This window comes from Haloferax sp. SDI50, assembly GCF_059802635.1.
Genome location: NZ_JBPULL010000001.1, coordinates 1,471,716 through 1,494,968 on the forward strand (window position 1 = coordinate 1,471,716; position 23,253 = coordinate 1,494,968).

The 23,253-nt window shown below is 68.8% G+C and carries 20 protein-coding genes; 8 read left to right on the forward strand and 12 right to left on the reverse strand.

The features are described from left to right. Positions 1 to 42: 42 nt before the first annotated feature. From fer to ACSR87_RS07635, 5 genes are all read right to left on the reverse strand, one after another. Positions 43 to 432 (reverse strand): ferredoxin Fer, encoded by a 390-nt coding sequence (fer, locus tag ACSR87_RS07615; RefSeq protein ID WP_004974109.1) that lies wholly within the window; start codon positions 430 to 432, stop codon positions 43 to 45. 140 nt (positions 433 to 572) lie between these two features. Next, on the reverse strand, positions 573 to 1,694 hold the full coding sequence (locus ACSR87_RS07620) for an inorganic phosphate transporter (RefSeq protein ID WP_006600870.1): 1,122 nt from the start codon (positions 1,692 to 1,694) through the stop codon (positions 573 to 575). A gap of 106 nt (positions 1,695 to 1,800) precedes the next feature. Next, positions 1,801 to 3,096 carry an O-acetylhomoserine aminocarboxypropyltransferase/cysteine synthase family protein gene (locus ACSR87_RS07625; RefSeq protein WP_498530061.1) on the reverse strand — a complete coding sequence of 432 codons (1,296 nt, stop codon included), beginning with the start codon at positions 3,094 to 3,096 and terminating at the stop codon, positions 1,801 to 1,803. Between the two features lie 129 nt (positions 3,097 to 3,225). Beyond that, positions 3,226 to 4,473, reverse strand: coding sequence for a homoserine O-acetyltransferase MetX (gene metX, locus ACSR87_RS07630; protein WP_008576473.1), 1,248 nt, complete (start codon positions 4,471 to 4,473; stop codon positions 3,226 to 3,228). Continuing rightward, complete coding sequence (locus ACSR87_RS07635; RefSeq protein ID WP_498530062.1) at positions 4,470 to 5,789, reverse strand: O-acetylhomoserine aminocarboxypropyltransferase/cysteine synthase family protein; 1,320 nt, start codon at positions 5,787 to 5,789, stop codon at positions 4,470 to 4,472. The genes metX and ACSR87_RS07635 overlap by 4 nt, the downstream gene beginning before the upstream one ends. 171 nt (positions 5,790 to 5,960) lie before the next feature. Here ACSR87_RS07635 and ACSR87_RS07640 point away from each other — a divergent pair, with 171 nt between their 5' ends. From ACSR87_RS07640 to ligA, 4 genes are all read left to right on the forward strand, one after another. Continuing rightward, the gene (locus ACSR87_RS07640; RefSeq protein WP_498530063.1) at positions 5,961 to 6,614 is read left to right on the forward strand and encodes a helix-turn-helix domain-containing protein; all 654 of its coding nucleotides are present in this window, start codon (positions 5,961 to 5,963) and stop codon (positions 6,612 to 6,614) included. Between the two features lie 99 nt (positions 6,615 to 6,713). Beyond that, positions 6,714 to 8,066: a cytochrome P450 gene (locus tag ACSR87_RS07645; protein ID WP_498530064.1), complete on the forward strand. Its 1,353-nt coding sequence runs from the start codon at positions 6,714 to 6,716 to the stop codon at positions 8,064 to 8,066. Between the two features lie 91 nt (positions 8,067 to 8,157). Next, positions 8,158 to 8,376, forward strand: a complete 219-nt coding sequence (locus ACSR87_RS07650) for a DUF6199 family natural product biosynthesis protein (RefSeq protein WP_498530065.1) — start codon at positions 8,158 to 8,160, stop codon at positions 8,374 to 8,376. A 100-nt stretch (positions 8,377 to 8,476) separates the two neighbouring features. Beyond that, on the forward strand, positions 8,477 to 10,576 hold the full coding sequence (ligA, locus tag ACSR87_RS07655) for an NAD-dependent DNA ligase LigA (protein WP_498530066.1): 2,100 nt from the start codon (positions 8,477 to 8,479) through the stop codon (positions 10,574 to 10,576). A gap of 63 nt (positions 10,577 to 10,639) precedes the next feature. On the opposite strand, the gene ACSR87_RS07660 is transcribed toward ligA, so the two are convergent. From ACSR87_RS07660 to ACSR87_RS07670, 3 genes are all read right to left on the reverse strand, one after another. Next, positions 10,640 to 11,563: an ABC transporter permease gene (locus ACSR87_RS07660; protein ID WP_498530067.1), complete on the reverse strand. Its 924-nt coding sequence runs from the start codon at positions 11,561 to 11,563 to the stop codon at positions 10,640 to 10,642. Next, the gene (locus ACSR87_RS07665) at positions 11,560 to 12,540 is read right to left on the reverse strand and encodes an ABC transporter ATP-binding protein (RefSeq protein ID WP_498530068.1); all 981 of its coding nucleotides are present in this window, start codon (positions 12,538 to 12,540) and stop codon (positions 11,560 to 11,562) included. Before ACSR87_RS07665 ends, ACSR87_RS07660 begins: the two co-directional genes overlap by 4 nt. 114 nt (positions 12,541 to 12,654) lie before the next feature. Continuing rightward, complete coding sequence (locus tag ACSR87_RS07670) at positions 12,655 to 12,930, reverse strand: DUF7967 family protein (RefSeq protein WP_498530069.1); 276 nt, start codon at positions 12,928 to 12,930, stop codon at positions 12,655 to 12,657. A 111-nt stretch (positions 12,931 to 13,041) separates the two neighbouring features. Between ACSR87_RS07670 and ACSR87_RS07675 the strand changes: the two genes are divergently transcribed. Further along, the gene (locus ACSR87_RS07675) at positions 13,042 to 13,578 is read left to right on the forward strand and encodes a VIT1/CCC1 transporter family protein (protein ID WP_498530070.1); all 537 of its coding nucleotides are present in this window, start codon (positions 13,042 to 13,044) and stop codon (positions 13,576 to 13,578) included. A 23-nt stretch (positions 13,579 to 13,601) separates the two neighbouring features. Here the strand turns inward: ACSR87_RS07675 and ACSR87_RS07680 are convergent, their stop codons facing one another. Further along, a complete protein-coding gene (locus ACSR87_RS07680) occupies positions 13,602 to 15,125 on the reverse strand; it encodes a methyl-accepting chemotaxis protein (RefSeq protein WP_498530071.1) in 1,524 nt (507 codons plus the stop codon). A 132-nt stretch (positions 15,126 to 15,257) separates the two neighbouring features. On the opposite strand from ACSR87_RS07680, the gene ACSR87_RS07685 reads away from it, so the two are divergent. Further along, positions 15,258 to 16,997, forward strand: coding sequence for an excinuclease ABC subunit C (locus ACSR87_RS07685; protein WP_498530072.1), 1,740 nt, complete (start codon positions 15,258 to 15,260; stop codon positions 16,995 to 16,997). A gap of 64 nt (positions 16,998 to 17,061) precedes the next feature. Here the strand turns inward: ACSR87_RS07685 and mdh are convergent, their stop codons facing one another. Continuing rightward, complete coding sequence (gene mdh / locus ACSR87_RS07690) at positions 17,062 to 17,976, reverse strand: malate dehydrogenase (protein ID WP_498530073.1); 915 nt, start codon at positions 17,974 to 17,976, stop codon at positions 17,062 to 17,064. Between the two features lie 206 nt (positions 17,977 to 18,182). Here mdh and ACSR87_RS07695 point away from each other — a divergent pair, with 206 nt between their 5' ends. Beyond that, positions 18,183 to 18,782, forward strand: coding sequence for an Sjogren's syndrome/scleroderma autoantigen 1 family protein (locus tag ACSR87_RS07695; protein WP_049897090.1), 600 nt, complete (start codon positions 18,183 to 18,185; stop codon positions 18,780 to 18,782). 80 nt (positions 18,783 to 18,862) lie between these two features. Beyond that, positions 18,863 to 19,252, forward strand: coding sequence for a universal stress protein (locus ACSR87_RS07700; RefSeq protein WP_498530074.1), 390 nt, complete (start codon positions 18,863 to 18,865; stop codon positions 19,250 to 19,252). A 24-nt stretch (positions 19,253 to 19,276) separates the two neighbouring features. Here the strand turns inward: ACSR87_RS07700 and ACSR87_RS07705 are convergent, their stop codons facing one another. After that, a complete protein-coding gene (locus tag ACSR87_RS07705) occupies positions 19,277 to 21,874 on the reverse strand; it encodes a DEAD/DEAH box helicase (protein ID WP_498530075.1) in 2,598 nt (865 codons plus the stop codon). 344 nt (positions 21,875 to 22,218) lie between these two features. Beyond that, complete coding sequence (locus ACSR87_RS07710; protein ID WP_498530076.1) at positions 22,219 to 23,205, reverse strand: OapC/ArvC family zinc-ribbon domain-containing protein; 987 nt, start codon at positions 23,203 to 23,205, stop codon at positions 22,219 to 22,221. Between the last annotated feature and the right edge of the window lie 48 nt (positions 23,206 to 23,253).

Below are 23,253 nucleotides of genomic sequence, written 5' to 3' on the forward strand. Positions count from 1 at the left end.
GTCACGGGTCGGCGCGTCGAAAGAAATGTGCGGGTGAGCGCCTTAGATGACGCGGTTCTGCAGGTAGTCGAGGTGCTTCGCGTTGTAGACGATCTTGACCTCGTCCTCGACCGGCGAACCGATGCAGGTGAGACGGACGTTCTTGTCGTTGACTTCCTCGTCGGAGAGAATCTGCTGCATGTCCATCTCGATTTCGCCTTCCTTGAGGATGGACGCGCAGTTCGCACAGGCACCGGCACGGCAGCTGAAGGGCCAGTCGTAGCCCTGCGCCTCTGCGGCTTCGAGGATGTACTCGCCCTGGTTGACTTCCATCTCACCGTAGTCTTCGGCGTCGAGACCGGCGTCGGCGGCCTGCTCGAAGAGGTCGTCGTCGTCGAGGTCCCAGCCGTTGTCGTCGAGAACTTCGTAGTTGAGGTAGGTTACCGTGGGCATCGACAGAGGATTCGAAGGCCACCCCATTAGACTTTGCTGTTCCGTGCGCCGAATTCGGCCCGCGTTCCGGCGGCGACCGCCCGTTTATTACATTTTTGACCGTGATGGTTGTAGAATGACAGGTGCGGCGGGTGTACGGGTCAGACAATGCCGGCGGAGAACAACGCGTACGACGCGATAGCGGAAAGCGAGGGCGTGAGCATCCAAAAGAAGATGACGCGCCCGGTCGTGCCGGGGTCGAACAGGTCCTGCGCGGAGAGTTCGTCCGGCGCTTCCTCGCCCATCTTCGGCACCTCGTCCTCTCGCTCGACGGTGAGCGCGTTGACCGACACCTGCGGGGACTCGCCGCCGCTCAGGGCCTCACCGAGCGTGACGGTTCGAGTCGCCCGACCCCAGCCGAGGCCGACGATACACATCGTCGCGCTCACGGCGAGGCTGGCGGGGATACCGATAGCCGAAAGGAAGGAGATGAGCGACGCGCTCACCGTCTCGACGATGAGCGCCGCGAGGATGGGCAGTTGCGTGAGGTCGTTGCCGACGGTGTCGAGCGTCCGGCGGGCGATGGTGAACGCGCCGAGGCCGATAGCGCCGCCGGCGACGAGGATGCCCGTGTTCATCTCGAGCGCGCCGTTGCCGACCAGCGGAGCGACCGCGTTGGCGACGTTCGACGCGCCCGCGGAAAACGCCATGTAACAGGCGACGACGACGACGAGGACGGTGCTGCCGAACTCGCGGTAGGTCGTGTTCGGGCCGAGTCGCGGCCGCGGGAAGCCGCCGTCGCGGTCGAGCGCGACGAGCGCGCCGGGGCTGCGGTCGAGTTTGAGCCACGCGTCGAGGTAAGGGTAGACGTACCTCCCGATGACCGCGCATATCCAGAAGGCGATGACGGGCGCGACGATCCACCACGAGATGATTTCGAGCATCACGCCGGCGTCGAGCGACCCGTGGGCGAGGCCGAGACCCGCGATGGCCCCGACCGCCGTCATCGACGTGGAGGCGGGGACGCCGAAGGTGTTCGAGACCAAGAGCGCGAGGCCGACGAAAAAGAGGACGGCGACGCTCGCCGCGAGGGTGAACTCGCTTTGCGGGACGATTTCGCCGCCCATCTTGGCGACCACCTCTCGACCGAGGGTCCACCCACCGAGGAGCGCGAACCCGGTCATCAGGGCCGCGGCGGCGAGTTTCCCGAGCACGTCGCTCCCGACCGCGGGGCCGAACGCGACCCCCGTGGACGAGCCGCCGATGTTGAACCCGACGAACACTGCCACCAGGAGACCGACGAAGAGGAGTGCTTCTACCACGGAGATACCTACTGGCGCGGGAATAAAAGGAACGGCGGTCGGTCGCTCGGGCGACGCCGAAGCCCGCTCAGTTCGACGCGGCGCGAATCGCCTGGTCGAGGTCGTCGATGATGTCGTCGACGTCCTCGATGCCGACAGACAGGCGGACCATGTCGGGCGTGACGCCCGCGGCGGCCTGCTCGTCGTCGGTGAGTTGCTGGTGCGTCGTGGACGCCGGGTGGATGACGAGCGTCTTCGCGTCGCCGACGTTGGCGAGAAGCGACGCGAGTTCGACGTTGTTGACGGTTCCCTTGGCGGCCTCGTAGCCGTCAGTGAGGCCGAAGGTAATCATGCCGCCGTAGCCGCCATCCAAGTACTTCGACGCCTCCTCGTGGGTCTCGTGGGATTCGAGGCCGGGGAAGTTCACCCACGACACCTTCTCGTGGTCGTCTAAGAACTCCGCGACGGACTGCGCGTTCTCGCAGTGCGCGCGCATCCGAAGCGGGAGCGATTCGAGCTTTTCGAGCGTCTGCCACGCGTCGAACGGCGACTGGGAGTTGCCGAGGTCGCGCAGGCCGCGGGCGATGGCGGCGTAGGTAAAGCCGGCGGGGCCGAACGTCTCGTCGAAGTTGACGCCGTGGTACGCCGGGTTCGGCTTGGCGATTTCGGGGTAGTCGTCGGCGTACTCGTCCCACGGGAAGCTGCCGCCGTCGACGAGGATGCCGCCGATGGTCGTGCCGGCCCCGTGAATCCACTTCGTCGTCGACTCCCAGACGAGGTCAGCGCCGTGTTCGATGGGGTTGCAGAGGTAGGGCGTCGCGAACGTGTTGTCGACGAACAGCGGCGTCCCGTGGTCGTGGGCGACCTCCGCGATGGCCTCGATGTCGGGCGTCACGAGCGCCGGGTTGCCGATGGTTTCGAGGTGGACGAACGCGGTGTCGTCGTCGATGGCCGCCTCGTAGGCGTCCACGTCGAGGGTGTCCACGAACCGGGTCGTGACGCCGCGGCGCTCGACGGTGTGGGTGAGGTAGGTGTAGGTCCCGCCGTACAGCGACGACGCGGAGACGATGTTGTCGCCGGCCGAGGCGAGCAGGAAGGTCGCGAGGTCGAACGCGGCCATCCCGGACGACGTGGCGACCGCGCCCACGCCGCCTTCGAGCGAGGCGAGGCGCTCCTGTAACATCCCGACAGTCGGGTTCATCAGCCGCGAGTAGATGTGGCCCGGCTTTTCGAGGGCGAACTGCGCGGCCGCGTCGGCGGCGTCGTCGAAGACGTACGAGGTGGTCTGGTACAGCGGCGGGGCGCGCGCGCCCGTCGCGTCGTCGGGGCTCTGTCCGGCGTGGAGGCTCCGCGTGTGGAAGCCCGGGCTGTCGTCGTCGGTCATGACCCGAACGTCGGCCCGGACGGGGCTAAAGCACGGCGTCGGTCGCAATTCCCGCCGGGTTCTGCGACACGGTAGCGACCCACAAGAAATCCCTGAGAACCGAGGGTCGTCCCCGCGTCGCCCCGCGGCTCAGCGCGAGAACAGCGAGGAGTGGACCGGGGCGAAGTCCTCGTCCTCGTCGGATTCTCCGCCGTCGGGCGCGGTGTCGGTCACGGCGCGCCCCGCGACGCCCTCGTCGACGAAGTCAGCGAGCGGCGGTCCGACCTTCTCGGGTTCGACGAGGAACGCGTCGTGGCCGTGGTCGGACTCGACGACGTGGTGGGCGACCGGTACGTCGCCGCGGCGGAACGCGCCCGCCAGCGACTCCGACTGCTCGGTCGTGAAATGCCAGTCGCCGGTGAAGGAGACGAGAAGCGATTCGCCCTCGAAGGCGGCGAGCGCGGCCGCGTCGGACTCGTAGCCCTCCGAGAGGTCGAAGTCGTCCATGGCGCGCGTGAGGTACAGGTACGCGTTGGCGTCGAAGCGCTCTGCGAACTTCTCGGCCTGATAGTCGAGGTAGGATTCGACCTCGCGGTACGGGAAGAAGGACGCCGCGGGGTCCGACGGGAAGGCGTCGCCGCGCTCGCCGCGACCCGCGGAGCGCCGGCCGAACTTGCGCTCCATCGAGTCCTTCGAGAGATACATCAGGTGGCCGAGTTGGCGGGCGAGGCCGAGGCCCGCGTCGGGCGAGGGGCGCTCTTCGCCGTAGTAGTCGCCGCCGTTCCAGTTCGGGTCGGAGGTGATGGCGCGGCGGGCGACGGCGTCGATGCCGAGACACTGCGAATCGAGGCGGGCCGCGGAGGCGACGACGGCGAGGCGCTCCACGTCGTCGGGGAACTGCACGGCCCAGTCGAGGGCGTTCATGCCGCCGACGGAGCCGCCGACGACGGCGTGCAGGCGACCGACGCCGAGGTGGTCAAGCAAGCGGCGCTGGGCGCGGGTCCAGTCGTGGACGGTGACCGGCGGGAAGTCCGTGCCCCACGGCTCGCCGTCCGGCCCCTCGCTTGCCGGGCCGCTCGTGCCGTAACACGACCCCGGAACGTTCACGCAGATGACGTAGTAGTCGTTGGTGTCGATGGCCTTGCCCGGCCCGACGATGTCGCCCCACCACGCGCGGGCCTGCCCGGAGACGCCCGACTCCGTGCCGTGGCCGGCGACGTGCTGGCTCCCGGTGAGGCCGTGGCAGACGAGGACCGCGTTCTGTCCGTCGAACTCGCCGTAGGCCTCGTAGGCGACTTTCAGGTCGGGCAGTATCTCGCCCGACTCGAACTCGTGTTCCCCGATGTCGACGACGTCTGATTCGACCCGGCGGCCGGGCGTGGTTCGTGTGCGGCTCATTTATCCTCCGAGTTCCCGTCGGCCTGCTGACGCAAGGCGTGTTCGATTGCCCGGTCGAGGTCGTCGATGATGTCGTCGGCGTCCTCGATGCCGACCGACAGCCGGAGCATATCGGGGGCGACGCCCGCGGCGCGCTGTTCGTCCATCGAGAGCTGGGCGTGCGTGGTCGACGCGGGATGGATGAGAAGCGACTTCGCGTCGCCGATGTTGGCGAGGAAGCTCACGAGGTCGACCGACTCGCAGACGGTCTTGGCGGCCCCGTAGGCCGCCTCGTCGTCCTCGCCGTCGAGACCGAACGTGACCATGCCGGCGTAGCCGCCCTGCAAGTACTCCGAGGCGAGGTCGTGGGTTTCGTGGTCCTCGAAGCCGGGGTAGGTGACCCACGCGACGCCGTCGCGGTCGCGGAGGAACTCGGCGACGCGGCGGGCGTTGTCGCAGTGGGCGCGCATCCGGAGCGCGAGCGTCTCGACGCCCTGGAGGGTCTGCCACGCGTCGAACGGCGACTGACAACTGCCGGTGCTCCTGACGGCGCGCTGGCGGACGGCCTCGGCGAAGGCGCGCTCACCGAATCGCTCGACGAAGTCGACGCCGAACGCGGGGTTCTCGCCGGAAAGTTCGTCGTAGTCGGCCGCGTCCCACGGGAAGGTACCGCCGTCGACGACGACGCCCCCGACGGTCGTGCCGGAGCCGTGAAGCCACTTCGTCGTGGACTCCCAGACGATGTCAGCGCCGTGTTCGATGGGCCGACAGAGCGCGGGCGTGGCGAACGTGTTGTCCACGACGAGCGGGACGCGGTTCTCGTGGGCGACCTCAGCGATGGCCTCGAAATCGGGCGTCTTCAGCGAGGGGTTCGCCACCGTCTCGACGTGGACGAAGGCGGTGTCGTCGTCGATGGCGTCCTCGTAGGCCTCGATGTCGAGCGTCTCGACGGTTCGGGATTCGATGCCGCGCCTGACGGCGGTCTTCGAGAAGTACGAGGCCGTGCCGCCGTACATGTCCTCGGAGAGGACGACGTTGTCGCCGACCGACGCGAGGACGGTCGTGAGCGCGTCGAGCGCGCCCATGCCCGAGGCGGTAGCGACCGCGTCGACGCCCGCTTCGAGGGCGGCGAGGCGGCGTTCGAGGATGCGAGTCGTCGGGTTGGAGATGCGGGAGTAGACGTCGCCGTCGGCTTCGAGTGCGTACAGGTCTGCGGCGTGGTCCGCGTCGTCGAAGACGTACGACGTGGTCTGATAGAGTGGCGGGGCGCGGGCCCCTGTCGCCGGGTCCGGCTCCTGTCCGGCGTGGAGGCCGAGCGTGCGAAAACCTCGGTTCATGTATGAGGTGCATAATCTTGGACAGAGGAATAACCGTCAGTTACGGCAAGCGTTGCCCGTGGTTGCGGCCGGGGCGCGGCGGCCGGTCCGGAGAGGAGCGCGGGGATAACGAGGCGGTCAGCGTCGGAGAGTAACTTGCATACCTCGGCGGCGCGAGGGGAGAGATAACCCATGAAGTGTCTCCGGGCTCACTTCGACGCCGACGAGAACCCGTTCGGGAGCCCGTACGACGTGTTCGCGGTCGACGGCCGCCACCCGTGCGGGGAGCTTCGCGACCTGCGGCTCCGGCCCGACGGGACCGTGGTCGAACTCTGCGTCCTCGAAGACGCGCCGCCGGACATCGAGGCGCGGCTGGCCGACCACCCCGATATCGTCGATTTCGACGCGGGCGAGACGGCCGACGGCGGCGTCGTCTGCCACGTCCACCTCGTCCCCGACGACGACGTGCGCCGCCTCCTCGAACTCGTGGACGAACACGACCTGCTTCTCGACACGCCGATTCGACTCACCCGCGATGGCGTCGTCGTCAACGTCCTCGGGAGCCACGCGCAACTCACGGGCGCGGTCGCGTCGCTTCCCGACTCGCTCACCGACGCGTTCTGCGTCGACGGCCTCTCGGACTACGAACCGGTCCGCGGCGGCGTCCGCGCGGCCCTCACCGCCCGCCAGCGCGAAGTGCTCGACGCCGCCGTCGAGCGCGGCTACTACGACATCCCGCGGCGGGTGTCGGTCGAGGAACTCGCCGCCGAACTCGACTGCTCGCAGAGCACCGTCTCGGAACACCTTCGGAAGGTCGAATCGCGCGTGATGAACCGCCTCGGCTGACCCCCGCCGGCGTCGAATCACCGACTTGATGGGCCACTATATAAATGGCCGGCGGGCATCGGCAGTAGCGCCATCCCGGTTCCGCCCGTAGTTTCAGCCATGTCAGAAGCCACGCAAGGCAGTCGAGAACGACCGCCGAGTCCCCCGTCGAAGCCCGTGGTTCACCACACCCTCCGGTACGCGGACGACCCGCTCGCGTTCGTCACCGAGGTCGCCCGCGAGTACGGCCCGGTCGCCGAGTACGACATCGGCGGCATCTCGTTTTACCAGCTGAGCGACCCCGAACTCGTCGAACACGTCCTCGTGCAGGAGAACCAGCGGTATATCAAAGGCGAACTGTTTCAGGAGTCGCTCGGGACGGTCCTCGGCGACGGCCTGCTCACGAGCGAGGGCGAGTTCTGGCGACAACAGCGCCACCTGATGCAACCGGCGTTCCTCCCGCAGATGCTCCAGCGGTACAGCGAGGTGATGGTCGAGTACACGGAGCGCATGCTGTCGTCGTGGGCGGACGGCGAGACGCGCGACATCCACGAGGACATGATGGGCCTCACCGTCGAAATCGCCGCGAAGACGCTGTTCGACGTGGATATCCGCGAGGAGGAGTCCGCCGTCGGCGACGCCCTCGAAACCGTCATGGACTACTCGTCCACCTCGATGAAGCGCCCGGTAGACGTGCCCCGGTGGGTCCCCACCCCGCGCAACCGCCGGTACCAGCAAGCGCTGGACGACCTCACCGAGGTCGTCGGCCGCATCGTGACCGAACACCGCGAGGACGACCCCGACCCCGAGGCCAACGACATCGTCTCGCTCCTGTTGACGTTCCGCGACGACGACGGCGAACCCCTGCCGGACGAGCAGATACGCGACGAACTCGTGACCATCCTCCTCGCCGGCCACGAGACGACCGCGCTGGCGCTCACCTACACGCTCCACCTCCTCGGGACGAACCCCGAGCAGGCGGCGACGCTCCGCGAGGAACTCGACGCCGTCCTCGGCGGCGACCGGCCCGGCTTCGGCGACCTCGACGACCTGATCTACACCGAGCAGGTCATCAAGGAGGGGATGCGCGTCTACCCGCCGGTGTGGGAACTCATCCGCGAGGCCGCCGAACCCGACACCGTCGGCGGCTACCGCGTCGAACCCGGTCAGACCGTCTCGGTCCAGCAGTGGGTGCTCCACCGCGACCCGCGGTTCTACGACGACCCCCTCGACTTCCGGCCGAGTCGGTGGACGAAGGACTTCGAACGCGACCTCCCGAAGTACGCCTACTTCCCGTTCGGCGGCGGCCCGCGGCGGTGTATCGGCGACCGCTTCGCCATGCTGGAAGCGCGCCTCGCGCTGGCGACGATTGCCCGGTCGTGGACGGTCGACCCGACCCACGACCTGTCGTTCGACCCCTCGATTACCCTCCGGCCCGAGGGGTCGGTCGAGATGGTCGTGAACCGCAGGTGAGCGTCGCGCGGGTCGCGTCCGCGGCAGGGAGCCCCAACGCGCTTCGACCGTCGCCAACACGCTTATTCTCCGAGGCCGTGGACCCGGTTCCATGGCCGGAGACTCCCTCCTCGTCGCCGCCGTCTTTCTCGCCGTCGGTCTCCCGGCGGCGGCGTTCCCCTACCGCGTGTCGAAACTCGGCGAGCGGGTCGACGCCATCGGGAGCAAGACCCCGAAAGACGAGGTCGAACCCGCCGAGTGGAACGTGACGCTCACGCGGTTCGTCGGCGTCTTCGTGTCCGCGCTCGGGGTCGCCTACCTGTTCGCGTGACGCGGGTCGGTTCGGGCGGAGGTCGTCGCCGCCGGTCGCGTCGGCCCGCGCCGCCGCCACCCCGGAGCGTTTACCCGCCGTCCGGCCGACACCCGAACCAATGAGCGACGCCGACGTCGACGCCGAGTCGAACCCCTATCTCCGCGACCCGCCGACCGAGTTCGAGCCCGCCGAGTCGCTCTCGCGCGAGGCGGCCGAGGAGCAGGCCGCGCTCCTCCGCGAAGCCGTCCGCGAGCACGACCACCGCTACTACGTCGCGGCCGACCCGCTCGTCTCCGACGCGGCCTACGACGCGCTGTTCTCCCGGCTGGTCGCGCTCGAAGGCGCGTTCGACCTCGACACGACCAACAGCCCGACGAACCGCGTCGGCGGCGAGCCCATCGACGCGCTGGAGACGGTCGAACACGTCGCGCCCATGCTCTCTATCGACCAGAGCACCGAGGCCGCCGACCTCCGGGAGTTCGACGAGCGCGTCCGCCGCGAGGTCGGCGCGGTCGACTACGTCTGCGAACCCAAGTTCGACGGCCTCTCGGTCGAAGTCGTCTACGAGGACGGGGAGTTCGTCCGCGCGGCCACCCGCGGCGACGGCCGCCGCGGCGACGACGTGAGCGCGCAGGTGAAGACGATTCCGACCGTTCCCCTCTCCCTCCGCGGCGACCACCCCGACCGACTCGCCGTCCGCGGCGAGATTTACATGCCGAAGTCCGACTTCAGCGACCTCAACGCCCGGCGCGTCGAGGCCGGCGAGGACGCCTTCGCCAACCCCCGGAACGCGGCCGCCGGGACGCTCCGCAACCTCGACCCCTCGGTCGTCGCCGACCGCCCGCTCGCGGTGTTCTTCTACGATATCCTCGACGCGAGCGCGCGACCCGACAGCCAGTGGGCCGCCCTCGACCGCCTGCGCGAGTGGGGTCTCCGCGTCACCGACCGCATCGAGCGCGCCGCGGACGTTGAGGGGGCCATCGACTACCGCGACCGGATGCAGGCGGCCCGCGACGACCTCGACTACGAAATCGACGGCACGGTCATCAAGGTGGACTCGCGGGAGGCCCGCGAAGAGTTGGGCGAAAAGAGCCGCTCCGTCCGCTGGGCGTTCGCCTACAAGTTCCCCGCGCGCCACGAGGTGACGACCGTCCGCGACATCGTCGTGCAGGTCGGGCGGACGGGCCGACTCACGCCGGTCGCCATCCTCGACCCCGTGGACGTGGGCGGCGTCACCGTCTCGCGGGCGACGCTCCACAATCCCGACGAGAGAGCCGCCCTCGGCGTCACAGTCGGTGACCGCGTCCGCGTCAAGCGCGCCGGCGACGTGATTCCGCAGGTGGTCGAAGTCACCGAAGACGGCGGCGGGAGCTACGAGTTCCCCGACGAGTGCCCCGTCTGCGGGAGCGCCGTGGACCGCGACGGCCCGCTTGCGTTCTGCTCGGGCGGGCTGTCGTGTCCGGCCCAGCGGGAGGCCTCTATCGGCCACTTCGCGGTCAAGGGCGCGATGGACATCGACGGCCTCGGCGAGGAGCGCGTCGCCCAACTCGTCGACGCCGGCCTCGTCGAGACGGTCGCGGACCTCTACGACCTGACGACCGACGACCTCGCCGGGTTGGAGGGGTGGGGCGAGACGAGCGCCGAGAACCTCGTGGCCGCCGTCGAGAACGCCAAGCAGCCGTCGCTCGACTCGTTCCTCGTCGGCCTGAGCATCCCCGAGGTGGGCGAGGCGACCGCCCGCGGCCTCGCCCGCGAGTTCGGGGCAATCGAGGCGTTCCCCATCGAGGCCGATGCCGAGGACGGCGAGTTCGACGCGTTCGAAGAACGCCTGACGACCGTGCCCGACGTGGGCGAGACGGTGGCGCGTCGCGTCCGCGACTTCTTCGAGAACGCGGACAACCGCGCCGTGATTCGCGCGCTCCTCGACCGCGGCGTCGACCCCGAACCCGTCGAATCCGGCGGCGACGAACTCGACGGCCTGACGTTCGTCGTGACCGGGACGCTCGCCGCGAGCAGAGGTGACGTGAAAGAACTCGTCGAATCGCACGGCGGCAACGTCACGGGGTCCGTCTCGGGCAACACCGACTACCTCGTCGTCGGGGAGAACCCCGGCCGGTCGAAGCGCGACGACGCCGAGGCGAACGACGTGCCGACGCTCGCGGAAGCCGAGTTCGAGGACCTGCTCGCGGAGCGCGGCGTGGCGTATCCGCCGGAATAGAACGGTCAATCGGTTCGCTGAGACGGGCGCTGAGGCGACCGCCTCAGGCTCGGTACGTCGGCCTCAGAGGTCGGCCTTCTCGAACGCCCGGTAGCCGAGCAGCGGCGGGACGACAATCCACGCGATGAGGATGGCGAGGATGAACGGCCCGGTGAAGTAGAACGGCAGCGACTGCGAGAACGTCGATTCGATGGCGAGTCGCTCGGCGAGGCCAGCCTTGAACAGGCGGGCGGCGACCGCGGGTCCGTACAGCTCCGCGACCAGCGTCTCGTAGGCCCGAAGCGGGTTCAGGTACTTGATGAAAAGCCGCATCTGGACGATTTGCGGCGCGGTCAGCGCGGTGAGACCGAGTTGTTCGATGACCCAGTTGACGAGCCGCGGGACGCCCGTGGCGACCGTCGACCAGAGGACGGCGAAGATGAAGTACAGTCCGACGGTGCCGAACAGCGCCTGCCGCTGGGAGGCCGAGGTCGCGGAGAGCCAGACGCCGATGGAGACGAACGCCGTGGCGAGCAGTCCCGAGAGGGCGACCTGCCCGGCGTAGGAGACGAACATGACTTGCCCGCCGGTGAACAGCATCGCGAAGAGGGCGACGACGAAGCCGACGAGCATCGAGACGAGGACGACGAGCGTGCGGCCGACGAGCTTTCCGAACACCACGTCGCGCCGGGAGTTCGGCAGCGACAGCAGGAGCTTGATGGTGCCCGACTCGCGCTCGTCGATGAGCGAGCCGTGGGCCGTCACGAGCGCGATGAGCGCGAGGACGAACCCGAGCATGCCCGCGTACGAGAAGTTGAACAGCCCGCCCGGAGCGGTCGTGAGACCGAACAGCGTCTCGGAGTTCGCGCCCGCGCCCGAGAGCAGGACGCCGTAGAACAGCGCCGTCGACCCGCCGATGAGGAGGGCGAAAAACAGCGTCAGCCCGAGGAGCCACCGCGACCGGAGAGCGTCGCGGAAGTCCTTGCGCGCGACGGATTCGAGCGTCACGCCGCCACCTCCGGTTCGTCGGCCGGGTCGTCGCCCTCGGTGTACGCGAGGAAGATGTCCTCCAGCGACGCCGAGTCGGTCTCGAAGTCTGCGACGGTCGCACCGCCGGCCTCGACGGCCTCGATGACGCGGGTCTTGGCGTCGTCGGTACAGCCGACGACGAGGCGACCGCCGTCCGATTCGACCGACGAGACGCCGTCGAGCGCGCGGACCGCGTCGAGGTCGGCGTCGCCGTCGACGTCGATTCGGAGCACCGCCTCGGCGTCGACGCGGTCGCGGAGGCCCTCGATGGTGTCCTCGGCGATGAGTTCGCCGTCGCGCATGATGCCGACGCGGTCACAGACCGCTTCGACCTGCGCGAGGACGTGACTGGAGAAGAACACCGTCGCGCCGCGGTCGGCCTCGGTGCGGACGATGTCGCGCATCTCGCGCGCGCCGGCGGGGTCGAGACCGGAGGAGGGCTCGTCGAGGACGAGGAGGTCGGGACTGCCGGCGAGCGCCATCGCGAGCGCGAGGCGCTGGGACATCCCTTTGGAGTAGCCGCCGGCGCGGCGGTCGGCCTCGTCGGGGGTTAAGCCGACGCGGGAGAGCAGTTCGTCGGGGTCGTCGTCGGCTTCCTTGGACTCGATGGCGAATTCGACGTGTTCGCGCCCGGTGAGCCGGTCGTACACCTCGTAGCCCTCGGGGAGTACGCCGGTCCGACGACGGACGGCCACGCTCTCGGCCTGCGCGTCGTGTCCGAGCACGCGGACGGACCCGCTCGTCGGACGCACGAAGTCGAGAAGCATGTTGATCGTCGTCGATTTTCCAGCACCGTTGGGACCGAGGAACCCGAAGACCTCCCCCTCCGCGACGGAGAACGAGAGGTCGTCGACGGCGGTGACGGTGTCGGGTTCGGACGATGGGAGGAGGGTATCGAACAGTCCCTCGTCGTCTTCGAACCGTTTCGTCACCCCGTTTAGTTCGATGGCGGCCATGGGCGGGCCTGCGTCGCACTGCCTTAAAGTGTTTTAGGTGCGGAAATCACGGCCGATAACGCTGCGGGCGGAAACCGGGGGCCGTCGGGGGCGCAGTTCGCCGCCGTTTGAGCGTCAGACCTCGTCGCCGGGTTCGTGGGAGTCGGCCATCTTCGTCGCCTCCGCCGCGTACCGCTCGCGCAGGTCGTCGTCATCCACGGGTTCGAGATTCCCCGTCGGCGCGTCGATGGCGGCGGTCACGGTCATCCGGCGCTGGTGCATCACGGCCGCGGCGAGCTCCTTCCGGAGTTCGTACTCGCCGTCGGGCGTCGCGTAGATGAGGATGATGAGGTCGCGGTCGTCGTAGGACCGCTCGACCAACCAGAGCCGCGTCGTGTCGTCGTCGCTCATGGGCCGTGGTTCGGCCGGGGTTCCCTTACGCGTGCCGGCATCGCATCGCGGGGCGTGCCGCGCCCGGAGTCCCCCTATCGTTTATTCGCTCCGCAAGCGTACGATTCCGGCATGTTGGAGACGCTGCTCGGGGACGACGTGGAGTCGTCGGGCCGGTACCTCCCGGAACTCATCTACGGCGCGAACGACGGCATCGTCACGACGTTCGCCGTCGTCGCCGGCGTCGCGGGCGCGTCGCTGAGCCCGAGCATCGTCATCGTCCTCGGGTTCGCCAACCTGTTCGCCGACGGCTTCTCGATGGGCATGAGCAACTACCTCTCAGAGCGTTCGGAAGAGGACTACCACGACGCCCGCGGCGACGGGCACGTCCGAACCGACGGGAAGACGCCCGTCAGGACCGCCGCCGCGACGTTCGCCGCCTTCATCGTCGCCGGATGGGCCCCGCTGTTCCCGTACGTGCTCCGGGTCGAACCGCTGTTTCCCGTCTCCATCGCCGTCACCGCCGCGGCGTTCTTCGCCGTCGGCGCGAGTCGGAGCCTCGTGACGAACCGCTCGTGGCTCGCTAACGGCGTCGAGATGTTCGTCGTCGGAATGGCGGCCGCCACGGTCGCCTACGCGGTCGGGAACCTCCTCGCCGGCGTCGCCTGACGCGGACGCGTGTCCGACTCACGTCAGGCGGACCGGCTCCCGGTCAGCTCCTCGACTTCCATGGCGAGCGCCGACAGCGCCTGCGTGCTCTCGTCGGTCGCCGCGACGATGCTGTCGACCGCGCCCTCGGTCTCGACGGTCCGGTCGCGCACGTCCTCGATGGTCGCGGTCAGCTCCTCGACCGCCTCGGCCTGCTCGTCGGTCGCGCGGGAGACCTCCGCGACGCCGTCCGCGGCGGTGTCGATGGAGGCGGCGATTTCCTCGAACGCCGCCAGCATCTCGGAGATGCGCTCGTCGGCGTGTTCGATACGGTCGTTGGACTCCGTCGCCGCGTGGACCGCTTCGTCGGTCTGCGACTGGATGTTCTCTATCTGCGCGGTGATGTCTTCGGTGTGCTGGCGCGTCTCGTCGGCGAGCGACTTCACCTCCTCCGCGACGACGGCGAACCCGTCGCCGTCCTCGCCCGCGCGGGCGGCCTCGATGTTGGCGTTGAGCGCGAGCAGATTCGTCTGTTCGGCCACCTCGGAGATGACCTCGACGACCGCCTCGATGTCGTCCATGCGGCCGCCGAGTTCGGTCACGCGGTCGACGAGTTCGTCGCCCATCGTGACGACGCTCTCCGTGGCCTCCCGCGCCTCGCTGTTGGCCTCGCGGCCCTCGGCGGTCGCCTCCCGCGCCTCCGTGGCCGCCGTGTCGACCTCGTCGGCGGTGGCGGCAACCTCCTCCATCGTCGCGCTGAACTGCTGCATCTGGGTCGCGCCCTCGTCGAGGAGGTCGCGCTGTTCGTCGACGTTCTCGACGATGGCGTCGGCCGCCGACGCCGCCCGCGTCACCGCCGCGGTCGCCGTCTCGGTCTCGTCTTCGACGTTCGACGCGAGCGTCGAGAGGTTCCGCGCCGTCTCGTTGACCGCGTCGACGACGAGATAGAGTTGGTCGTCGACGGCCCCGCTGTCGTCTATCGTCGCCCGCGCGTCGAGGTTCCCTTGGCTCAACTGGGTCAGCGTCGATTCGACCTCGGAGACGAGCGCGGCGACCTCGCGGTGGCGCTCGACCTCGGTCGTCCGGTTGCGGACGGTCTGGAGGACGCCGACGAGCTCGTCGCCCTCGTACAGCGGCATCGCGGTGTGCCGGGCGTGACAGTCGTCGCCGTTCGCGTCCGCGAACGTCTCCTCCGCGGCGTACAGCAGCCGGTCGGGGTCGTCGAGTTCCACGCCGTCGAGCGACGCGGCGTCGCGGGGGTTGTCGAGGACCTGCCCCGCGAGCACCCGGGCCGCGGCGTTGCCGTAGAACGTCTCACCGAGGTCGCGCCGGCCGAGCGCGTCGGCCGCGGACGTGCCGGTCAACGACTCCACGCCGGCGTTCCACGCCGCGATGCGACCCTGTTCGTCGAGGACGAACGCCGGAAGCCCGACGCCGTCGAGCAGTACGTCGTCGTCGACGTTCAGGTCCGGCGCGTCGGTGGCGGAACCGGCGGCGATTCCGCCGTCCGGTAACGGCGTCTCCTCACCGAACCACGAGCGGACGCGTGAGAGTATACCAAGTGACATTATCGACTTCGTTTCAGGGCATCACAGGAGTATCTTTCGAGGACAGTATCAAATGAGATAATTGGGTGGCCGCTGGAGGGCGGTGCGCCCGACGCGTCAACCTCAAGCCCCTCGCGCGGTAAGCCACCCCAGATGGACCCTGCCGCGGTCAGCGAACGAGCCAGCGCGCTGCCGTCGGACCCCGGCGTCTACCAGTTCGTCGCCGGCGACGCGGTGCTGTACGTCGGGAAGGCGGTCGACATCCGCGCGCGAGTCCGGTCGTACGCGGACCCGCGCTCGGAGCGCATCTCCCGGATGGTCGCCCGCGCGGAACAGATCGACTTCGCCGTTACCGACACTGAGACGCAGGCGCTGCTCCTCGAAGCCAACCTCATCAAGCGCCACCAACCGCGCTACAACGTCCGCCTGAAAGACGACAAATCCTACCCGCTCGTCCAACTGACGGCCCACGCGGTCCCGCGCATCGAGGTCACCCGCGACCCCGAGGACTCCGCGACCGTCTTCGGGCCGTACACCGACAAGGGCCGCGTCGAGACGGTCGTGAAGGCGATTCGAGAGACCTACGGCCTCCGCGGCTGTTCTGACCACAAGTATTCGAACCGCTCGCGGCCGTGTCTCGACTACGAGATGGGCCTGTGTACCGCCCCCTGTACCGGCGAAATCGCGGAGCGCGACTACCGCGAGGACGTGGAATCGGCGGTTCGATTCTTCGAGGGCGAGACGGGCGTCCTCGCGGACCCGCTCCGACGGGAGATGGAGGCGGCCGCGCAGGACGCGGAGTTCGAGCGCGCCGCCAACCTCCGCGACCGACTGGAGGCCGTCGAGTCGTTCCACGGCGCGGGCGAGGACGCCGTCTCGTCGCAGTCCGACGAGCGCGCCATCGACGTGCTCGGCGTCTCGCTCCGCGGCGACTCGGCGACGGTCGCCAGACTCCACGCCGAGCGCGGTCAACTGGTGGACCGGACCCGCCACCACCTCGACGCGCCCGAGGGCGAAGACCGCACGGCCGCCGTCCTCTCGGCGTTCCTCGCGCAGTTCTACGCCGAGCGCGACCTCCCCGACGCGGTCGTCCTCTCGGAGCACCCCGACGACGAGGACGTGGTCGCGTGGCTCGAATCGGAGGGCGTGGGCGTCCGCGTCCCCGGCGCGGGCCGCGAGGCGAAACTGGTCGAACTCGCGCTGAAGAACGCCCGCCGGCGCGCCGGCCGCGACGACGGCCTCGCAACGCTCGCCCGCGAACTCGACCTCGACGTGCGCCGCGTCGCCCGCATCGAGGGGTTCGACGTGAGCCACGCGCAGGGCAAGGCCGTCGTCGGCAGCGACGTGTGCTTCGTCGACGGGAGCGCCGAGACCGCGGACTACCGCCGGCGGCGACTCCCCGAGCGCAACGACGACTACGCGAACATGCGCGAACTCGTCCGCTGGCGGGCGACCCGCGCGCTGGAGGGCCGCGACGACCGCCCCGACCCCGACGTGCTCCTCATCGACGGCGGCAAGGGCCAGTTGAACGCCGCGCTCGACGCCCTCGACGAGACGGGCTGGGACGTGCCCGCCGTCGGCATCGCCAAGGACCGCGAACTGGTCGTCACGCCCGACCGAACCTTCGACTGGCCGGACGACGCGCCGCACCTGCACGTCCTCCAGCGGGTCCGCGACGAGGCCCACCGCTTCGCCGTCCAGTACCACCAGACGCTCCGAGACGAGGTGAAGACCGTCCTCGACGACGTGCCCGGCGTCGGTGAGAAGACCCGCCGGGCGCTGCTGACGCGGTTCGGCAGCGTCGAGGGCGTGCGCGAGGCGTCTGTCGAGGACCTGACCGACGTGCCCGGCGTCGGCGAGAAGACGGCCGACGAACTGAAGCGGCGGCTCTGAGCGGCGTCAGATACTCGGGTGAAAAAGACGGATTGGATTCGTCGCGCGAGCGAGCCGGAGCGGCTTACGCGATTTCGTCGTACTGGTCGCGGAGCTTCTCGGCCGCGTCGTCCATGAGGTCGGCCTCGTAGTCGTCGAGGTCCCATTCGACGACCTCTTCGATGCCGTTCGAGCCGAGCTTGACGGGGACGCCGAAGGCCGTGTCCTCGTAGCCGAACTCGCCGTCGAGGACGAGCGAGCCGGGGAGCACTTCGCCGGTGTCGTGCAGGACGGCCTCGACCATGTGGGCGACGCCGGTCGCCGGGCCCCACTGGGTCGCGCCCTTGCGCTCGATGACGTCCATGGCGGACTCCTGGAGGTCGCCGAGAATCTCCTCTTTCTCGTCGGCGGAGAAGGCGGGGTCGTTGCCGTCGACGCGGACCTTCGAGAAGACCGGCACCTGTGCGTCGCCGTGCTCACCGAGGATGGTCGCGTCGACGTTCTTGACCGGCACGTCGAAGCGCTGGCTCAGCACGTAGCGGAAGCGGGCGGAGTCGAGGCGGCCGCCGAAGCCGATGACTTTGTGGCGGTCGCGGTCGCCCGTCTCGTAGAGGTGACGGTTGAGCAGGTCCACGGGGTTCGACGTGGTGATGGAGACGAAGTCGTCGTTGTGCTCCGCGAGCGAGGAGCCGATATCGTCCATGATGGGGGCGTTGTCGCCCGCGAGGTCGATACGGGTCTGTCCCGGCTGCCGCGGGATGCCCGCCGTGATGACGACCACGTCGGAGCCGGCGGTGTCCTCGTAGTCGCCCTGCGTCACGACCGTGTTGGAGTCGTACGCGATGCCGTGGTTCGTGTCCGCCGCCTGTCCGACCGTCTTGTCTTCCATCTTCGGGATGTCGACGAACACGAGTTCGTCACAGACATCGCGAAGCGCGAGGTTGTACCCAGCCGCGGCACCGACCGTGCCGGCCGCACCAATCACGCTAACTTTCGTCATGCCACATTAACGACGCTGTGGATTCCGAGTAAACGTTTCGGAACGGGCACCGAACCGCAGTCTGTCGATTTCGTATTCGTCAGTCGTCGAACTTCGGGCGACAGCGACGGGGTGGACTCGGGCGCGAGAGCCGGTGAGACCGCCGGTGACGAAACCGGTCGAACGACGCCGTGGGGTTTTTCGACGCACGTCGCGTCCACACGCACATGAGCGACTTCGACAAGGAAGCAGAGCGCCAGCGACTTCGGGAGAAGTACGAGCGAGACGAAACGAAGCGCCGGTCGACCCAGCGGATGAGCGAGTTGCTCCTCAAGGGAGCGACGATGACGAACAAGCACTGCGACAACTGCGGCGACCCCTTGTTCCGCTACGAGGGACAGGTGTTCTGTCCGACCTGTCAGGCCGAGGGGCAGGCCGCGGCGAACGCCGACCAAGACGCCGAGCAGGCCGCCGAAGCGGCCGTCGAAGCCGACGAAAGCGAAGCCGAAGCCGAGGCGAACGCGAACGAGACGGCCGCCTCCGCGGGGAGCACCGAGGCCGCCGACGAGACGCGCCGCGACCCCACCGGCGCGAACGGGCGCGCCGCGGCACCGACTCGGACGCGAACCGCGGGCGAGCGGGAGGCCACCGAGCGACGCGCGCCCCGCGAGGTCGCCGGCGACGTGACCGCCGCGCGCGAGTCGCTCGTACGGACGCTGACGTGGGCCGCCGAACGCGCCGAATCCACCGACGACCCGCGGCGGGCGACGGAGTATCTAACCGCCGCGCGCGAGGCCGCCGAGGCCATCTCGGCGCTCGACCGATAACCGACTGCCTGTCCTCGCCACCTCGCGTCGGCTGTCGCTCCGGGCGGTAGAACTACCGCCCCGCGGGTCCTCTGTTTCGTATGGACGTTCTCATCCCCATCGACGGCACCGACGCCAGCAAACGCGCGCTCGACTTCGCCATCGAGATGGTCGACGGGATGGGCGGAAGCCTCCACGTCGTCCACTACACGAACAACCAGACCGACGCGACGGAGGCCATTCTCGACGGCGCGCGCGGCAGACTCAAAGCGGGCGACTTCGGCGGCGAACCGGAGCTTTCGACCATCACGGTCGACGTGTGGACCGCCGACCGCGTCGGTGAGGAGATTCTCGACACCGTCGAGCGCGGCGGCTTCGACCACGTCGTGATGGGTCACCACGAAGACGGCATCGTCGAGCGGACGGTCTTCGGGAGCGCCGCCGAGACGGTGCTTCGGGCCGAGGCCGTCCCGGTGACTATCGTCCCCTGAGGCGTCGTGGGCGGCGACCGCTGCTCAGCGGTACTCCGAGCCGACGACCTCGCGGATTCGCTCGGCGGTGACTTGGCCGACGCCGCGGACCTCCTTGAGGTCGTCCTCGTTTGCGGTCATGACCGCCTCGACGCTTCCGAACGCTTCGAGCAGCGTCCGCGCCGTGACCGGGCCGATGTCCGCGATGGCGGAGACGACGTACTCCTGTTGCTCGTCGAGCGTCTTCGCGCTCTTGCCGCCGTGGACGCTCACGGTGCGCTCGCGGTCCGTCTGCTCGCGGGTGGCGATGGTCGCCAGCAGCTCCGCGGTGTCGTCTTCGTCCTCGGTGAACAGCACGCTCACGTTGAAGTCGACCGCGACCGACGACAGCGCCCCGCGAATCGCGCCGGGGTGGATGTTGCGCTCCTCGTAGAGCCCGCGGCCCTCGATGACGAGCAGCGGCCGGGCGTAGTGGCGCGTGAGGTCCGCTATCTGCTCGAATATCGACCGGTCGCCGCCCGTGAGCGTGTCGAGGAAGTCCGAGACGCTCTTTCGTTCGACCGCGACGCGGTCCGAGAGGACGTAGTCACCGACCGCGAGCGTCTCCAGCCGGGTCGTCAGGTCCTCGCGCTTCGAGAGGGTGCGGGCGATGTTGGAGTCGAGTTCGCGCTGGTCGACGACGATTTCGACGGTGTCCTCGTCGTCGGTGCCCGCCGCGGCGACGGTGGCCGAGTCGTCCACCTCGTCGCTCCCGTCGGCTCCGGACTCCGATGATGGGTCGGCATCCGAGTCGCCTGCCTCGTCGGCCGGGTCGGCGTCCTCGTCGTGGCTGTCGTCGCCGTCGTCCGCCCGCGCCAACGTCTCGTCCGATGGACCGAAGTCGGCGAGGCCGGACTGTCCGTCCGAGTCGGTCGCCGCGGCGGTCGCGGTCCGGGCGTTCGAGGCGGATGACGCGGCAGCCGACGCCCCGTTCGCATCGCCCTCGCTCGCGGCGTCAACCCCCTCGTTTCCGGTGGAACTCCCCGCGCTACCGGCGGAGCTGCCGTCGTCTCCCGCGAACGCCGAGAGGTCGCGTTGGGAGGGGTCGAGTTCGGCTTCGAGGTCGTCGGCCGCGCCCTTGAGGTCCCGAAGCTCGTTTTGCATCGTCTTCTCGCGGCGGCGCGATATCCAGAAGTACGCCTCGTCGCGGGTGTCCTCCGCGAGGAGGACGACCACGCGACCGTCGGCCTGCCGGCCGGTCCGCCCCTTCCGCTGGATGGACCGGATAGCGGTCGGCACGGGTTCGAAAAAGAGCACGAGGTCGACCTCGGGCACGTCGAGGCCCTCCTCCGCGACGGAGGTCGATACGAGTACCTCGAACTCGCCGTTTCGGAACTTGTCGAGGGTCTCCTGCTGTTCGTTTTGGGTCATCCCGTCAGAGCCTTCGCGGTCGCCCTGCCCGACGAACCGCCGGACCGAGAAGCTCTCCGAGAGGAACTCCGTCAGCGCCTCGGCCGTGTCGCGCGACTCGGTGAAGACGATGACGCGCTCGCCGTTCTGGATGCCGAGCGTCTCCGCGAGGAGGATGCGCGTCTTCCTGAACTTCGGGTGGAGGCCGTCGAACGACTCGGCTTTCCGCATCGCCTCGCGGACCTTCGGCTCGGCGACGAGTCGCTGGCTCGCCTTCGAGGCGCCCGACGACCGGGCGGCGTTGCGCTGGCGCTCGAAGTACCGCCGGACCGACTCCACCGACTGGGTCTCGACGAGTTCGACCGCCCGGCGGAGCTTCATCACCTCCGCGTGCGTCGACATCCCCTTATAGCCCTCCGACTTGTCGGCGTTCATCAGCCGCTGGAGCTCCGCGCGCATCCGGTTGAGCTTCTTCTGGGAGATATCGGGCTTCGTCGATTTGGTGACGCCCAACTGCTTGAGCTTCTCCAGTCGGTCGGTGATGACCTCGTTGAGGGCGTCGCGTATCTCCAGAATCTCGTCGGGGAGTTGGATGCGGTTCCACTCCACGTCCGTGTCGTGGGTGTACTCCGACACGTCGGCGTCCTCCTCGGTCATCACCTCCACGTCGACGATGCCGAGGTTCTCACAGACTTCGAGGATGGCCTCCTCGTCGCCGCCGGGCGAGGCGCTCATCCCCGTGACGAGCGGGTCTTCGGCGTCGGCGTGGTAGCGCTCTGCGATGTAGACGTAGGCGTAGTCGCCGCTCGCGCGGTGGCACTCGTCGAAGGTGAGGTGCGTCACGTCCCGAAGCGAGATGCGGTTGCCGATGAGGTCGTTTTCGATGACCTGCGGCGTGGCGATGACGATTTGGGCCTCCTGCCAGAGTTCGGCCCGGTCGTCGGGCCGAACGTCGCCGGTGAAGACGACGATTTCGTCGTCCGGGACGGTCAGCGCCTCGCGGTAGAAATCGGCGTGCTGCTGGACCAGCGGCTTCGTGGGCGCGAGAAACAGCGACGTTCCGCCCACGTCGTGGAGGCGCTGGGCGGTGACGAGCAGGCTGACGGTCGTCTTCCCGAGACCAGTAGGGAGACAGACCAGCGTGTGGCCGTCGCGCGCGGTCCCAGCGAGGCGAATCTGATAGAGCCGCCGCTCGATGAACGACGGCGCGAGTAGCGGGTGGTCCACGTACGCAACGTCCTCGGAGGCCGACATCGGTGACGATTGCTCGCCCTTGCCGATAAGGGTTCGCAGAGCGGGGTGAAAGTAAAGCGTCCGCCGGGCCTCGCCGCGGCGGTCGTTACCCCGTGCTGTCAGCGGTATCGAGGTCGGGGTCGTCTGGTCGCGCGGTCGGGAGCGACGCTCCGAGGAGCGACGCCCACTCAGCGACCTTTTCGTTGTGCGGATTGGACATAGCGCTTCCCCAAGGAGATATACTCTCAACTATCGTATATAACGGTTGTGCCGATTCGACGGATGGACTCGTGCGTACGAGGCCGGACGGTCGGCGTTCCACCGGAAACGACGGGGTGAAAAGTCGGGCGGCGCGGAAAGCGCGTTCAGTCCTCGCGGTTACCGGGGCCCCACGTGTCCGGAACTTCGATGACGTACCGGCCGTCCTCGCGGAGCGAGATGATGTACTCGCTTCGGTCGTACAGCTCCATGAGGTTGAGTTCGTACTGCCCGGGGTTGACGATTTTGATGCTCTCGAACTGGTCGTTGAGCTCCTCGCGAAGCTGGTCCAGGTCGGGCCGCTCGTCGGACGAAGGCTCGATGACTGTGCCGTCCGCATCCGTGGGCGCGTCGGCGGGCTGACCGGCCGCCCCCTCGGAGGCGGGCGGCGCTTCCGACGGCGTCTCAGCCCCCGAACCGCGTCGGTTCGCGTCGGCGGCGGCGAGTTCCTCCGGCGTGACGACATCGCTCCGAGCGCTCTTCTGGGAGTTGTCCTCGTCCGTCTCGCGCGCGTTGATTTTATCGGGGTCGCGGTCCGGCGGCGAAGCCGAGTCCGCCGAGCTACTGGGTCGCTCCGTCGCGGGCTCACCTCGGGATTTGTTCCGCGACGCTGGGGGCTCCTGCGGGTCTGCTCCCGGAGACTCGCCGGGCGCGGACGGCCACTCGCCCCAACCACGAGGTTTGTCTTCGGGTTCGCCACCCGCGTCGGCCGCGTCGCTCGACCCGGCCGCACCGGTCGACGACGGTTCGCTTCGGGTCGAACCGGCGGTGTCACCGGTCTCGGATCGCTGTGGGGCGTTCGCGTCCGCATTCGCGTTCGCCCAGTCGCTGACGGTCATCGACTCCTCGTCGGTCGAGTCGGGATGGGACTGCTGTTGTGCGCGGTCTCGGACGGCGTCGGCCGCCGAGGAGCTCAGGTCCCGCGTTCCGGCGCCGCCCGTCGACGGCGTATCGTCGCTTGCGCTCGCGGGAGCGCTCCCGCTCGACGCGGGCTTGAACTGAAACTTGTTGCCGCCGCAGCTCGGGCACCCCGAGAGCATCTCCTTCGAGCCGTCGGGGAACACCTTACCGCACGTGGTGCATTGATGTGGCATTGGTGGATGTTGGCGCCGGATGGCGCGTGAGGGCGTTCGTGGGGCCCC